Below are 15,110 nucleotides of genomic sequence, written 5' to 3'. Positions count from 1 at the left end.
AAAAAGTCATATGCGGAAGGATCTCATTTCTGGGATTTTCTTCCGCAATTTGTTTGCGAAATAGGGTTTGTTCCATACAAGCACATTAATGTAAACGAATTCATTCAAGGAGGAAAAACATGAAATACGTCATTGGTATTATCGGTTTGCTGGTGATTCTCGCCATTGCATGGCTGGCAAGTAACGGGAAAAAGCGAGTGAAATTCCGTCCAGTCATTGTCATGATTGTACTGCAATTTATTTTAGGTTATATTCTGCTCAATACAGGTGTTGGGAACTTCCTAGTCGGGGGCTTTGCAAAAGGATTCCAAATGCTTCTAGGCTATGCTGGTGAAGGGATCAACTTCGTATTTGGCGGTTTAATGAATGATAATGCGTCAACTTTCTTTATCAATGTCTTGCTGCCGATCGTCTTCATTTCTGCCTTGATTGGTATCCTGCAGCATTGGCGTATCCTTCCGCTGATCGTACGCGGAATTGGGTATTTGCTTAGTAAAGTCAATGGAATGGGGAAACTAGAATCTTACAACGCCGTAGCGTCAGCGATTTTAGGTCAATCCGAAGTGTTCATTTCCATTAAGAAGCAGCTTGGATTATTACCTCAACAGCGTCTTTATACATTGTGTGCATCTGCGATGTCGACTGTATCAATGTCCATTGTCGGTGCGTATATGCAAATGATTAAACCGGAGTACGTTGTTACAGCACTTGTGCTGAACCTATTTGGTGGATTTATTATTGCGTCTATCATCAATCCATATGAAGTGTCTAAAGACGAAGACATGCTTGAAGTCGTAGAAGAAGAAAGACAATCTTTCTTCGAAATGCTCGGCGAATACATTATGGATGGTTTCAAAGTAGCCATTGTTGTGGCTGCGATGTTGATTGGATTCGTTGCATTAATTGCGATGATTAATGGCATTTTCACAGCTGCCATCGGTGTTTCTTTCCAAGATGTACTTGGATATGTGTTTGCACCATTTGCTTTCCTTGTTGGTGTACCTTGGAGTGAAGCGGTACAAGCAGGAAGTATTATGGCGACCAAAATGGTATCTAACGAATTTGTAGCGATGCTTGCTCTATCTGGCGACGGTCTTCATTTCACTGCTCGTACAGAAGCGATCATTTCTGTATTCCTTGTGTCATTTGCGAACTTCTCGTCTATCGGTATCATTGCTGGAGCAGTGAAAGGCTTAAATGAAAAACAAGGAAACGTTGTCGCACGCTTTGGATTAAAGCTGTTATTCGGTGCAACACTCGTCAGCTTCTTAACAGCAGGCGTTGTCGGTTTGATTTACTAAACTAAAAAAGGAATGGTGAAAACAATGAGAATGGTAGATATCATTGCGAAAAAACGTGACGGAAAAGAATTATCTTCAGAGGAAATTTCTTTCTTTGTCAAAGGTTATACGGACGGAACAATTCCTGACTACCAAGCAAGTGCCTTGGCGATGGCGATTTTCTTCCAAGATATGACGGATCAAGAACGTGCAGATTTAACACTCGCTATGGCAAACTCAGGGGACACGATTGACCTGTCTGCTATCGATGGCATTAAAGTAGACAAGCATTCAACAGGCGGTGTAGGCGATACAACAACGCTTGTACTCGCTCCTCTTGTTGCAGCACTTGATGTACCTGTTGCAAAAATGTCTGGGCGTGGTCTTGGACATACGGGTGGAACAGTCGACAAGCTAGAGGCAGTCAAAGGCTTCCACGTTGAAATTACAAAAGACGAGTTCATCGAGCTGGTGAACCGTCATAAAGTAGCGGTCATTGGACAATCAGGCAACCTGACACCTGCTGATAAAAAACTGTATGCCCTTCGTGATGTAACAGGAACTGTTAACTCAATCCCGCTCATTGCAAGCTCGATTATGAGTAAGAAAATCGCTGCTGGCGCAGATGCCATTGTACTAGATGTGAAAACAGGTGCAGGTGCTTTCATGAAAACACCTGAAGACTCTGAGAAGCTTGCAAAAGCAATGGTTCGTATCGGAAATAATGTTGGCAGACAAACGATGGCTGTCATCTCAGACATGTCTCAGCCGCTAGGATTAGCGATTGGAAATTCCCTTGAAGTGAAAGAGGCGATTGACACGCTTAAAGGCGAAGGCCCTGAAGACTTAAACGAGCTTGTGCTCACATTAGGAAGTCAAATGGTCGTTCTTGCGAAAAAAGCAGAGACACTTGATGAAGCAAGAGAAAAGCTAATTGAAGTCATGAAAAACGGCAAAGCACTTGAGAAATTCAAGGAATTTTTAGAAAACCAAGGTGGAGACGGCTCGATTGTAGATCAACCGGAAAAACTGCCACAAGCACCTTATCAAATCGAAGTGCCGGCAAAAGAATCAGGTGTGATCGCTGAAATCGTCGCAGACGAAATCGGTGTTGCAGCGATGATTCTTGGAGCAGGACGTGCAACAAAAGAAGACGATATCGATCTATCTGTTGGCATCATGCTCAACAAAAAAGTAGGCGATCGTGTAGAAAAAGGTGAATCTCTCGTGACGCTGCATGCAAATCGTGAAGATGTTGCGAATGTCATGGAGAAAATTTATGACAACATCCGCATCGCTGACCATGCTGATGCTCCGACTTTGATTCATACAGTGATTACAGAATAAAGAGAAGAAGACAAAAGTGATGAATCGCTTTTGTCTTTTTTTATGTAAATTTTAGGTAGCGCTTCTTCTAGATATGATAAGTTAGATGAGTGGGAGGGGATAAACCATGAGAATGCTCAAACTCATTCTCTTTATTTTTGTAGTCTTGATGATCATTGGATTTATCAGCTACTATGTGGGACCAACATCGACACCAAGTTCTTAAGACGAGCGTACAGCTCGTTTTTTTATTGAAATAAAAAATTTCACTTTATGAAACAAACCTCTTGCAATCATGAAACAATGGGTGTATATTAGTTGACGAGTCAATGATTGATATATCAACTAATTGATCTGAATAGAAAAGAGGGGATGGCATTGACTGCATTTTGCTCTGAAGAAGCAGAGGTATTATATCGTTTGCAGTGCGTGAACCGTATGATGGGTGTGAAGTTCGAAGCATGCACGGGCATCAGCCAATCAAGACTGGAGTTGCTATCACTGTTATTCCAAGCCGACGAAATCAGCCAATCCGATTTGCAGAAAAAAGTAAATATTGATAGTGCGGCTGTGACGCGTCACTTAAAACAGTTAGAAACAAAAGGAATGGTCACGCGCAGAAGAAAGCCGGAAGATAATCGAGTCACGCTTGTTCGTCTGACAGATGAAGGCAGAACAAGAATCGAAGCTTCTAAAAAAGAAAAAGAACGATTTATCTCAGAAATGCTTGAAAACGTAAGTGATGAAGAACGAAAGCTTCTCACTGATGTGCTCATCCGTATACAACAAAACATCGAGAAGATTCAAACAACCTAAAGGAGTGTTACACATGGCTACAACATTAAAAACAAACGATTTTATGGATATTATGAAAGGGCGCCGCTCCATTCGTAACTATGATCCAGCAGTGAAAATTAGCAAAGAAGAAATGACGGAGATTTTAGAAGAGGCAACAACAGCACCATCATCAGTGAATGCACAGCCTTGGCGCTTCATGGTCATTGACAGCCCAGAAGGAAAAGAAAAGCTCGCACCACTCGCAAAATTCAACCAAACACAAGTAGCTACATCATCAGCTGTCATCGCTGTGTTTGCAGATATGAAAAACAATGAATACTTAGAAGAAATTTATTCAAAAGCAGTAGAAAATGGCTACATGCCGCAGGAAGTAAAAGAAAGACAAATTGCTGCATTAACTGCACATTTTGAAGCTCTTCCAGAGCAAGTGAATCGTGAAACGATCTTAATTGACGGTGGACTTGTGTCAATGCAGCTGATGCTTGCTGCTCGTGCGCATGGCTATGATACAAACCCAATTGGCGGATATGACAAAGAAGTCATCGCTGAAACATTCGGCTGGGATAAAGAGCGCTATGTACCAGTTATGCTTCTATCCATTGGGAAAGCAGCTGACGAAGGTTATGCTTCTTACCGTTTACCGATCGATCGCATCACAGAGTGGAAATAATTTTTAAAAAAAGGGAGACGATCATATGATTATTATTCATGCAGGGATGACCATTCATCCAGAGAAAGAAAACGTATTTCTAGAAGAAATCAACGGTTTAATGAAAGCTTCACAGGAAGAAGCAGGCAATGTGTCCTACAAGCTTTTCAAGGATACAGAGAAAGAAAACACCTTTTTAATGGTAGAAGTGTGGAAAGATGAAGCAGCGGTTCAAAGCCATAATGCAAGTGCACATTTCCAAGCTTTCGTCGCAAAGGCAAAAGAATTTTTAGCCGCTCCACTTGATGTTATTGCATATCAAGGAGAGCAGCTTTCATAGAAAAACAACAAACACCCTAGGCATTTATAGCCTAGGGTACTTTTATTTTCGACAATTCGTTCCACCTATTTCAATCTCGTATTGTGCATTTTCCACAAAGTTTCTGAAAATAAAATGTTTTTCGACTTAAGTATATTGGAATATGCTAGAATTAGATATTATTTATTACCAAATTAGGGAGGAACCAATATGAAAAAAGGGAAATGGACGAGCATCGCACTAACAGCTGTCCTCAGTTTAGGCACATTGACAGCTTTCAGCACCCCTCTATCTGCCCACACCTCAGAAAAGTCAACATCCTCAGATGGTGGTCATTATTCAGGTATTCCATTCGACGCAAGTGTTGTCAATGAAGACCGCCTCATCAAAGCCTTGAAAAAACAAGGAAAGATCAAAAAGAATGCCAATGAGGCAGAAACCCAAAAAGCATTAAAGAACTACTTAAAGAAAAAAGAAGAAGCAGCGATGAAACAAAGCGCAAGTACCTTAACAGAAGAACCTGAATTCCTAAAAGAATACAAACAAAATGTACATAATAAACTAGCCAAAAAGAAAAAGTTAAAGAAGCATAAAGGAAAAGAAGGCAATCAAGTAAAGCCGGTGAAAAAGGAAAAATATAAAGGCGACGTCCGTAATGATAAAGTTTTGGTATTATTAGTAGATTTTAAAGATTATAAGCATAATAGTATTAAAAAAGAAGAGACTGATATGTACTATGACAAGTACGATCAGCAGCACTACCAAGACATGCTTTTCGGAAAAAATGGCTACATCGGTCCAGATGGTAAAAGAAAAGTATCTATGAAGCAGTATTACGAAAAGCAGTCCGGTGGAAGCTACACGATTAGTGGAACAGTAGCTGGATGGTATACAGCCAAGCATGAAGCAGCATATTATGGCGGGAACGTACCAGACGAATCAGGCAGTGACGGCAGACCGCGCGAATTGGTGAAAGAAGCCCTCGAAGCAGCGGCAAAGGATCCAAACATTGACCTTGGTGAATATGATCAATGGGACCGCTATGATATGGATGGAGACGGTGTTTATAATGAGCCGGACGGTATCATTGACCACCTCATGGTTGTACACGCTGGCGTAGGTGAAGAAGCTGGCGGCGGACAGCTTGGCTCTGACGCGATTTGGTCGCATCGCTGGTCACTTGGTGATGTATTTGAGATTCCAAACACTGAATCAGAAGTGGGTCAAGGCGGAAAGTTAGGCGCTCTAGATTATACGATTGAGCCTGAAGATGGCGCAGCAGGCGTGTTCACACATGAATTTGGACATGATCTTGGTCTGCCTGATGAATACGATACACAATACACAGGCAGAGGAGAGCCCGTTTCTTATTGGTCTATCATGTCAAGCGGAAGCTGGGCAGGTAAAGTACCTGGTACGGAACCAACAGGTTTTAGTCCATATGCAAAAGAAATGCTTCAAAACTTGCATGGCGGCAACTGGCTTTCTGGAAAAACCATTGATGGTAAGACATTAACAAAAAGCAAAACAGTTTTAATCGATGAAGCAGCAACAAAAGGAACCAACCATGATGCGGTTCGAGTCGATTTGCCAGATAAAGAGATTGTGGTCACTCAGCCTGCACAAGGGCAATATTCATACTTCAGCGGAACAGGTGACAATTTGAATGCTACCATGACGACATCAGGGATTGATTTGTCGAAGGGAAGCAAAGCCGAGCTTACGTTTAAAGCATGGTACGATATCGAAGAAGATTATGACTATGCGTATGTAGAAGTTCGTGAAACTGGGACAGACAAATGGACAACCATTGCTGGTAATATTACGAATGATCGAAATGAGGCAGGAGCGAATGAAGGCAATGGCATCGATGGAAAATCGGATGGCTGGGTAGATGCATCCTTTGACCTTTCTGCTTATGCAGGGAAGAAGATCGATCTGCAATTCCGCTATACAACCGATGCAGGATATTCACTGCCAGGTTTATTTGTAGATGATCTAAAGATTACAGCAGATGGAGCAAAAGTGTGGTCAGATGATGCCGAGGGAACGTCCACGTTCACTTTTAACGGATTCTCTCAATCTAATGGAAAACAATATGCCGCTCAGTATTATTTACTAGAATGGCGCTCTTATGCTGATGTCGATAAAGGCTTAAAGCATATCAAACGAGGAGCAAGTCTGATGAGCTATAATAACGGTTTGGTCGTGTGGTACGTCGATCAATCGTACAGTGATAACTGGGTTGGAAAACATCCAGGGAACGGCTTCCTTGGAGTCGTAGATGCAGATCAACAAGTGTTGAAATGGAGTGACGGCTCTATTGCAGCGACAGGTTTCCAAGTACATGATGCTGCATTCTCTTTGAATCCAAGCACGAAGCTGAATATTGATTATACAGCGACAACAGGCTTAACCTTAGAGGATCGCTATATCCGCCCAACGCGTACATTTAGTGATAAAAAGAACTATGTGAATCCAAATAACCCGGATGCAGGACGTGATGTGCCAACATACGGCCTATCCTTTAAAGTCGTCGGACAAAGTAAGGACCGTTCTGTTGGAAAGGTATTAATTTCTAAAAGCAACTAAACAAAAAGCCGGATTCTATCCATGAATCCGGCTTTTTGATACGTTAAGACATGGATTTTTAGCGTATGACTCGTCTTTGATCGAATGTTTGTTCTTTTTTATTTTGATATCCGAATGAAACCATTATATAATAGAGATTGGAAGGTTTTTCTTTCATTCAATGTTCTTTTTAGTTGTTAAAAAACCAAGAAAGGATGAGCGTTACCAATGAGTTGTGTCACTGCCAAGCAATTAAAGGTGATTCGAGGGACGATGCAGACTTTTTGCAGCCATTTAGAGTATGATGGCCACGGTAAGCTTCATATTAATACCATCATGGCTTTTATTAAAAAGGAATTTGGTGTAAGAAAAATGAAAGACATTCCACAAAGTCGTTTTCATGAGGCGTTAGAGCTAATCCAAGACTTTGATTTATACACGGACAAAATACAAATACGAGACCGTCTATCAGAAAGGAATTCACTAAATTGAATATTTTAGCAATGATTTTAGTAGGAATTGTCGCTTTAGAGCACATTGTCATCATGTTACTAGAAATGTTTTTTATGGAATCAAAAATGGCGAGAAGATCTTTCAATCTGCCTGAACACTTACAAAAGGATCCAAATGTGAAAGTGATGTTTGCTAATCAAGGGCTATACAATGGCTTTCTAGCTGCTGGACTCATTTGGGGGCTCATTCTTGGTTCGAATACCGTAGGATATATGATTCAGCTATTTTTCGTTCTTTGTGTGTTCATCGCAGCAGTATTTGGCGGTGTGACGTCTAATAAATCGATTATCATCAAACAAGGGTTACCAGCTTTTCTTGCATTAATTGCACTTATCCTGGCTATATAATCCTATCAGCGTGATAGAAAACCTTTGCAGTTTAGGAAGGACGAGCATCGGAGCGAATTTGACATTGGTGAGCACCGAAGCGCAGGACTGACACTGAATGCGAGGGGTTTGTCTACACGGTAAAGCCGCCCTAGAGGGCGGCTTTTATCTTTTACGCATTCCCATCAAACGAATAATGGACGTAAGACAAAGGGCAACAGCGACAGCCAATATGATTTTTCCATACATGACGCCCGTAAGATTCATTAAAAAGACAGCCAATATGATACAGAGCGTGATGATAATCATCACAATCGAATAGGTTTTCATCTCTTTTTCCACTCCTTTTAAATTCCCTCTAGCGCAAGAGGCCTGTCAATTGTTTCTCATATTATATCATTTCATCACAATTTTACATGAAATTCCCTGTCAATAGAATGTGACAGAATGATTAGATTTGAAGTGAGGCTATATTTTTTAAAAAATCGGGTATAACATAAAGAGTTGTATCCAAGTCTGATTGCTTGATATTTAATTGTGCAAAATATAAAATAGCCACATGATAAATAGAAAGGATGATAAAGTTGAGCAAGAACGTTTTATTAGTATCAACAAGCAGCTCAGAAATGAACGGACACCCAACAGGCTTATGGCTAGAAGAATTAGCCGAGCCATTTCATATTTTTAAAGAAAATGGACTCAACGTGCAAATTGTTTCAATAAAAGGTGGAACAGTACCGATCGATAAAAATTCAATTCCTGAAGGAGTTCCAGCACAATATCAAGATGTGTATGAATTACTTCAAGACACAAAGGCACTGACCGATGTAAACCCAGCTGAGTATGATGGCATTTTCTTTGCTGGAGGACATGGCCCAATGATCGACTTTGCGTCCAATCAATTGGTTGCCGATGCGATTTAGCGATTTCAGACAAAAATGGAGCCGTTGGGGCAGTTTGCCATGGCGTTTCTGCCTTTGTTGATGTGAAGGATCGTGATGGAAAATCATTTATCGACGGCAAGAAAATAACAGGATTCACAAATGAGGAAGAGGATGCTGTTCAATTGACATCTAAAGTTCCATTTTTATTGGAAACAAAACTTCGCGAGCAAGGGGCAGCATTTGAAAAAGGCGATGCATTTGCGCCATTCGCCGTTGTAGACGGACAAATCATTACTGGACAAAATCCAGGATCAAGTGCAGAAACAGCACGTTTATTTGTCAAAACCATTGCATAAATCATCAAAAAACCAGTCGTGACGCATACGGCTGGTTTTTTGTTATAAAAATTTCCTAAAAAAGCCCAAAACAAGTATTAGAAAAATGGTAAAATAATCACAGGGTAAAAAACCCAAATTAGGGAAAAGGGGATGTTCCTGTGAGAGCATTTTATGTCAAAATCACCGCCGCCTTACTGTCTATTTTATTGGTCACAACAGGTTTATTTTCACCAGCAATCAAAGCAGAAGATGCACCAAAATCAAGTGAAAAAGTATCGCCACTGACTGAAAAAGCCATTCAGCAAGTGCAAGAGTCGTTTGAAAAGCAGGATAAAGGGACTGCGGTTCAACAGAAGGAAGTAAAAAAATCATTTAAAGTAGATAAGAAAAAGGGAATAAGTATTAAACGAAAAGCGGCTACAGATGGAAAGATGCGCACGTCTGCCGTTCGCTCTATTGATGGACTAGCCATTAATCAATCGGCAGTTTTAAACGAGGAAGATCCAGTTGATTTATGGTTCTTAAGTACATCGTCCTCTCAGGCGCTCATCAGCCGGATTACCTCTCCAAATGCTGATTATTTCGTTCAATTATTTGTTATTGATTATGAAGAAGGACAAGCTTATCCAACGGATCTGATTCAACCGGCAGGCAGTCTGCTTGCGTTAAGCAATTTACCAGCGGGTGATTATGCGTTTGGTATTACTAGCGGTGGAGACTTTGGAGACTCATATACATTACAGGTGAATGCAAAAAACCCACCAAATTTCACAGGTGCTGAATCCCTGTCATCAACATTGCAATACTTTGTTGCTTCGTATGCCAATGGGGATGTTTTCGCAAATGGTACAAAAGTATATAACAAACAATCTAAGACCGCTGATTATAAATGGGAGCGTGTATTTTATTTCTCATATGATGGAAAATATCAACAGAGAACGCATTCTGTTGACAGTGTAAAAGTGAAGAGTATTTCGGCACCAGTATCGTACTCTGCTCCATATGCGAGTTCCTCTGAGGCCATTCTTGTCTACTTAGATGTGGAGACATTATTTATGTATCATGAATCATCGTTTGCTAGTGGGCAGTACTACCATAGCAGCTTTGTTGATACTCTCGGAAAGACAACGCCAAGGCGTTTAGACATTGATGACCTGACAAATTACGGCGATCATATTTTGGCTGTTGATTTAAAGACAGGAAAGCCAATTGATTTCTTCAGTGTCCTTAATTTCTACTATGCGGCAGGGATCGAGAAGCTGCCAACGATCAATACATTGAATTAAGATCGGCGGTTGACATCAAATCGCCACATGTGTAGAGTAAAGATAATTAAATGACAAAAGTCCACTAGGGGAGTCATGTATGACTGAGACAAGAGGAAATCTTGGACCCTTTGAACCTGATCTAGTTTGTACTAGCGGAGGGAAGTGGAGCTGGACCTTGTCTTATTCATGATTGAATCGATAAGAAGGCCGCTCCATTTGGGGTGGCTTTTTCATTTATTCAACTGAAAAAGAGGAGGCTTTTTTTATGACATTTTCAACCCAATTAAGGCAAGAAGCAGAACCATTATTTGAAGCGATTTATCAGCATCCGTTTGTGAGAGGACTCGCAGCAGGAGAACTCGAAAAGGAACAGATCATTCATTATGTCAAACAGGATGCGGAATATTTAAATGCCTTTATTAAAATTTATGCGGCAGCCATCAGCAGATGTACAGACAGAGAGGACATTACTTTTTTCCATCAACAAATGGCTTTTGTCCTTGATAGTGAGACACATCCTCATCAAAACCTTTGCCGAGTGGCAGGTGTCGCTTATGATGAACTGCAAGGTGCGTCTTTGGCGCCAAGTGCTCATCACTATATTCATCACATGCTGCAAGTCGCAAAGGAAGGGACGCTAGGAGAAATCATTGCGGTTTTGCTCCCTTGCCCTTGGACCTATTGGGAAATAGGCAAACGAATGCTTAAAGATGTTGAGCCCGACCCTGCCCATCCATTCTATGAGTGGATCACGTTTTATGGCGGGTTAACGGACTCTGTTACAGTGGAGCTTTGCAAACGGCTTGATCAGTGGGCGGAAGGAGCAAGTGAGAAGGAAAAGGAGAAAATGAAACAGCACTTCATCTTAAGCTGTCAGCTTGAGTATAAATTCTGGGACATGGCCTTTACTGTCGAAGAGTGGCCTGTCCAAATGGAGGTGCATTCTTCATGACATGGAAGATGAAAGAAGTCGTTCTTGCTGTCATTTTATCAGTGGCATGCGGAGTCATCTATTTAGGGTGGTCGACTCTTTATTTACCGATTACAGCCCTTGTCGGTCCAGCAGGAGGCAACATCATGTTCGGAATTTGGGTCATTGCCAGTCCAATCGTTGCTTACATTATCCAAAAGCCAGGAGCTGCCCTCATCGCAGAAACAGCTGCCGCTGCCGTGGAATTACTGACAGGCAGCCACTTCGGTCTTTCTGCGCTTTTGATTGGTGTATGCCAAGGACTTGGAGCAGAAATCGCCTTCGCTCTTTTTGGCTATAAGCGATATCGCATGTGGACACTCATGTTGTCTGGTGCCTTTGCAGCAGTAGGGGCAATGGCATATAGCCTCATTGCCAATGGATTCGGCTATTACACGCCTCAAGTGTTACTCATGACACTTGTCACTCAAGTCATTAGCGGCATGTTACTCGGTGGTTGCTTGGCAAAGGTTGTGGTGGATGCTTTATCTAAAACGGGTGTGCTGAATCAATATGCCATCATGAAAGAAAAACGAAGTAAGGGTGACCAGCATGGATTCATTTCTCGCGTGCAGTAATCTCGCTGTCCGTTTTTATGAACAGCCGAATCCCGTTCTTCATCAAGTATCTCTTTCTATTCAAAAGGGGGAAAAGGTGCTGATATTAGGACCAAGTGGAAGCGGGAAATCTACGCTGATTTCTGTGCTTGCTGGCATTATTCCAGAGCATATGGAAGCTGAAGTACAGGGAGAAGTGATGCGGCAAAGGCATACTGGTGTCATGTTTCAAGACCCAGATTCGCAGTTTTGTATGCACCGAGTCAATGAAGAAATTGCGTTTAGCTTAGAGAATCGATCTGTCCCTCGAGAACAAATGGATGACATGATTCAGCATCTCATGAAAAAGGTACAGCTGGATGTCGACCCAAATACAGATATTCATACCTTATCTGGCGGAATGAAGCAGCGGTTGGCGCTTGCTTGTTTACTAGCATTAGAGCCAGATGTCCTGTTCTTTGATGAACCGACAGCACAGCTTGATCCAGCAGGAAGAATGGAGATATTTCAATTACTTCAGCAGCTTTCGGCTGAACAGAATCAGACGATGATTTTTGTGGAGCATGTGTTAGACGGTGTCATCGAGTGGATGGATCGGGTGATCTTATTAGATCATCAAGGCCGTATCATAGCAGATGGAACGCCAAAAGACGTGATGAACACATTTGAGGGAGAAATGAAAGAAGCCGGCATTTGGCGTCCGAAAATATTTCCCGAGAAATGGTCCAATGTCTTACAAGATCCGTTTCATTCACTGAGTCAAACACTCTTGCAAACCTTTGAGGCGAGAAAAGAACGTCATGAGAAATTGTCATCAACAGATCGAGAGGTCATTATTCGCACAGATCATCTACAATTAAGCTACGGGAAAAAAAGCATTATAGATGACCTGCACCTTAATATAAAAGCAGGAGATTGGGTTGCGATCATCGGTGAAAATGGCAGCGGAAAAAGTACGTTTCTTAAACATGTCATCCGTTTAGAACCAATAAAGAAAGGTCACATTTACTTAAAAGGAAAACATCTGAAAAAGTGGTCTGACCGAACATTATATGAAAAAGCAGGCTTTGTATTTCAAAATCCAGAACTTCAATTTATACAGGACACAGTGTTTGATGAAATCGCATTTGGTGGGAGACAGCGAAATTGGCCAGAGCCTGTTGTGCAAGAAAAAACGAATCAGCTATTGGTAGAGTTCGGCCTAGAGAAGCATAGAGACGCGCATCCTTTCACCTTAAGCTTAGGACAAAAAAGAAGATTAAGTGTTGCCACGATGCTTCTTTTTGATCAGGATGTACTCATTTTAGATGAGCCGACCTTCGGGCAGGATGAGAAAACGGCGAGGGAGTTAATCCGGCGTTTAAAAGAACGTCAACGACAAGGCACCACTATTATCATGGTCACACATGATATGGAACTCGTTGATGAGTGCGCTGATCAGGTGCTTGTTTTTCATCAAGGGGAGCATGTTTATGATGGTACGCCTTTTGATTTATTTTCTCATCAGGAACTTGTCACTTCCTGTGAGCTGAGAGTGCCGTTACATTACCGCTATATGGTTGAAAGAAAGGAAGTGATGACGATTGCAAAGTAATCACTCCTTTCTATCCACTGTAAATCCAGTCATGAAATTACTCGCCCATCTCCTTGCGATGTGCTGTCTGATGGCGATTTCTGATCCTAAAACGACGTTCATCATCTGGCTGTTTGCACTTGGAATTGGACTTGTCCTAGGCGGCTGGAATTTGAAATACCTCATCACCAGACTTGTACCTTATCTGCTCTTTTTCATTCTCGTGTTTTGGATGATCGCGGCCTTTGGCAAGGGAGATCATACAGTTTGGAAATGGGCATGGTTTCATATCACAGAGGAGAGTTTAAGAAATGGGCTGACCATTTCTTTTAGAATGCTTGGCTTTGTGACATTTGGTCTCCTTTTTACATCAACAACTGATTTGACGGCCTTTATGATGAGCTTAATCCATCAATGCCGAATGTCACCCAAATGGGCATATGGAATGCTGGCAGGCTTCCGGTTTATCCCGTTGTTTCAAAGTGAATTGAAGCAAATGAAGGCTGCACATAAAATTAGAGGCTACAAGCAAAAAAACAGCTGGAAAGCCTTTATACGTTATGCACTCCCACTTTTCACGCAAGGTGTACGGAAATCTGAACGACTAGCCATTGCGATGGAAGCAAGAGGCTTCACAGGGACGAGGGAGAGAACGTATTATCATGTCATCAGCACTTCATGGATCGACTGCATGTATCTTTTTTTTATCGTCATTAGTGTGTTGATATGCATCTTCTTCTTTTAAAAACAGCCACATTCTCTTGATAGAATGTGGCTGTTTTATATGTCTTAGGTCATTTGGTTGATATTAGTACACATTGCAGGCTGTAATAGATCATATAAAGAACCGATAAAGAGAGTGTACTGAGAAAAAGAGAGGATGAACGTGAGCGAATGTCACAGAGAATTGATAACATAATAGACGCTTTACCAATCGTTGGACTAGCTATGAGAGAGCAGCTAACCTTTTCTGTATTAGGGAAAGAGAAGGTTCTTTATTATCAGCAGCACGGGAACATTGACTTAGGGTTTAAAGCTGGGGATGTTGTAGCTCCCGGGTTCCAAAACTTTTCAATGTTGAAAAATGGGAGAGAGCCATCGTTTATCCAGATTCCTAAAGAGGTGTACGGAATTCCTATGGACATCGTCGCCGTCCCGATTAAAGATGACAATGGTCAAGTGGTCGCTGCCTTCTGTGTAGCATATGACCAAACGAATCAACAACGATTAGAACACATTATGACGGAAAGTAACGATGCTTCCGAAAAACTAGTCGCGATGGTACAGCAAGTGGCTGCACATTCAGAGGAACTACAAGCGACAAGTGAACAAATTCTACAAAATACAAAAACCACTGTCGAAAATTCCTCTAAAATCAACCAAGTGTCTAATCTCATCAAAGGTATCTCTGATCAAACGAACTTACTTGGACTCAATGCATCCATTGAGGCTGCAAGAGTAGGTGAAGCAGGAGCAGGCTTTGGGGTGGTTGCTACGGAAGTGAGAAAGCTGTCTACTCACGCGAAGCAAGCAACGACTGATATTGAAACAGCGCTAAAAGATGTGCAAGGCTCTATCAAAGGAATGGAAGAAGAAATAGCACAAATCGTGGCTTCTTCTGAACATCAAGCAGAACTCGTTGGCACTTTCACAAAAATTATTGAGGGGCTGCACGAAACGAACGAAACGATGAAAACATTGGCAACAGACTTAGTGAATTATCAAGTGAAATAAATAA

At 41.6% G+C, this 15,110-nt stretch carries 15 protein-coding genes, 1 pseudogene and 1 riboswitch; of the genes and pseudogenes, 15 read left to right on the top strand and 1 reads right to left on the bottom strand.

Annotation, left to right across the window (positions count from 1 at the left end; all coding sequences use genetic code 11):
* Positions 1–119 precede the first annotated feature (119 nt).
* The 8 genes from AC0VYC_RS18365 (at position 120) to AC0VYC_RS18330 (ending at position 7,803) form a co-directional block, all read left to right on the top strand.
* Positions 120–1,301, top strand: a complete 1,182-nt coding sequence (locus AC0VYC_RS18365) for a NupC/NupG family nucleoside CNT transporter (protein WP_017358632.1) — start codon at positions 120–122, stop codon at positions 1,299–1,301.
* 24 nt (positions 1,302–1,325) lie between these two features.
* The gene (locus tag AC0VYC_RS18360) at positions 1,326–2,627 is read left to right on the top strand and encodes a pyrimidine-nucleoside phosphorylase (RefSeq protein ID WP_039164991.1); all 1,302 of its coding nucleotides are present in this window, start codon (positions 1,326–1,328) and stop codon (positions 2,625–2,627) included.
* Between the two features lie 351 nt (positions 2,628–2,978).
* On the top strand, positions 2,979–3,422 hold the full coding sequence (locus AC0VYC_RS18355) for a MarR family winged helix-turn-helix transcriptional regulator (RefSeq protein ID WP_045033720.1): 444 nt from the start codon (positions 2,979–2,981) through the stop codon (positions 3,420–3,422).
* 13 nt (positions 3,423–3,435) lie between these two features.
* Entirely contained in the window at positions 3,436–4,074 is a 639-nt protein-coding gene (locus AC0VYC_RS18350; RefSeq protein ID WP_017368360.1) for a nitroreductase family protein, read from the top strand.
* Positions 4,075–4,099: 25 nt separating this feature from the next.
* Positions 4,100–4,393: a putative quinol monooxygenase gene (locus AC0VYC_RS18345; RefSeq protein ID WP_100324610.1), complete on the top strand. Its 294-nt coding sequence runs from the start codon at positions 4,100–4,102 to the stop codon at positions 4,391–4,393.
* A gap of 189 nt (positions 4,394–4,582) precedes the next feature.
* Complete coding sequence (locus AC0VYC_RS18340; protein ID WP_100324611.1) at positions 4,583–6,964, top strand: immune inhibitor A domain-containing protein; 2,382 nt, start codon at positions 4,583–4,585, stop codon at positions 6,962–6,964.
* Between the two features lie 207 nt (positions 6,965–7,171).
* On the top strand, positions 7,172–7,435 hold the full coding sequence (locus AC0VYC_RS18335) for an ORF6C domain-containing protein (RefSeq protein ID WP_008345710.1): 264 nt from the start codon (positions 7,172–7,174) through the stop codon (positions 7,433–7,435).
* The gene (locus AC0VYC_RS18330) at positions 7,432–7,803 is read left to right on the top strand and encodes a DUF1304 domain-containing protein (protein WP_475389013.1); all 372 of its coding nucleotides are present in this window, start codon (positions 7,432–7,434) and stop codon (positions 7,801–7,803) included. Before AC0VYC_RS18335 ends, AC0VYC_RS18330 begins: the two co-directional genes overlap by 4 nt.
* 144 nt (positions 7,804–7,947) lie before the next feature.
* On the opposite strand, the gene AC0VYC_RS18325 is transcribed toward AC0VYC_RS18330, so the two are convergent.
* Positions 7,948–8,112: a hypothetical protein gene (locus AC0VYC_RS18325; protein WP_008345707.1), complete on the bottom strand. Its 165-nt coding sequence runs from the start codon at positions 8,110–8,112 to the stop codon at positions 7,948–7,950.
* A 254-nt stretch (positions 8,113–8,366) separates the two neighbouring features.
* On the opposite strand from AC0VYC_RS18325, the pseudogene AC0VYC_RS18320 reads away from it, so the two are divergent.
* The 7 genes and pseudogenes from AC0VYC_RS18320 (at position 8,367) to AC0VYC_RS18290 (ending at position 15,106) form a co-directional block, all read left to right on the top strand.
* Positions 8,367–9,022, top strand: a pseudogene (locus AC0VYC_RS18320) (type 1 glutamine amidotransferase domain-containing protein).
* Positions 9,023–9,162: 140 nt separating this feature from the next.
* Positions 9,163–10,290, top strand: a complete 1,128-nt coding sequence (locus tag AC0VYC_RS18315; RefSeq protein ID WP_144667485.1) for a hypothetical protein — start codon at positions 9,163–9,165, stop codon at positions 10,288–10,290.
* A gap of 56 nt (positions 10,291–10,346) precedes the next feature.
* Positions 10,347–10,450, top strand: a riboswitch (TPP riboswitch).
* A gap of 87 nt (positions 10,451–10,537) precedes the next feature.
* Positions 10,538–11,224 carry a thiaminase II gene (gene tenA / locus AC0VYC_RS18310; RefSeq protein ID WP_017358641.1) on the top strand — a complete coding sequence of 229 codons (687 nt, stop codon included), beginning with the start codon at positions 10,538–10,540 and terminating at the stop codon, positions 11,222–11,224.
* Complete coding sequence (locus AC0VYC_RS18305; protein ID WP_019743666.1) at positions 11,221–11,820, top strand: ECF transporter S component; 600 nt, start codon at positions 11,221–11,223, stop codon at positions 11,818–11,820. Before tenA ends, AC0VYC_RS18305 begins: the two co-directional genes overlap by 4 nt.
* Positions 11,795–13,393 carry an ABC transporter ATP-binding protein gene (locus AC0VYC_RS18300; RefSeq protein ID WP_475389010.1) on the top strand — a complete coding sequence of 533 codons (1,599 nt, stop codon included), beginning with the start codon at positions 11,795–11,797 and terminating at the stop codon, positions 13,391–13,393. The genes AC0VYC_RS18305 and AC0VYC_RS18300 overlap by 26 nt, the downstream gene beginning before the upstream one ends.
* Positions 13,383–14,117: an energy-coupling factor transporter transmembrane component T family protein gene (locus AC0VYC_RS18295; RefSeq protein WP_024719222.1), complete on the top strand. Its 735-nt coding sequence runs from the start codon at positions 13,383–13,385 to the stop codon at positions 14,115–14,117. The genes AC0VYC_RS18300 and AC0VYC_RS18295 overlap by 11 nt, the downstream gene beginning before the upstream one ends.
* A 149-nt stretch (positions 14,118–14,266) precedes the next feature.
* Complete coding sequence (locus AC0VYC_RS18290) at positions 14,267–15,106, top strand: methyl-accepting chemotaxis protein (RefSeq protein ID WP_116306502.1); 840 nt, start codon at positions 14,267–14,269, stop codon at positions 15,104–15,106.
* Positions 15,107–15,110 lie beyond the last annotated feature (4 nt).

Source organism: Bacillus sp. iso_77 (assembly GCF_056173625.1).
The sequence above is the reverse complement of the archived record's forward strand: the minus strand, read 5'-3'. Positions and strand labels throughout refer to the sequence as shown.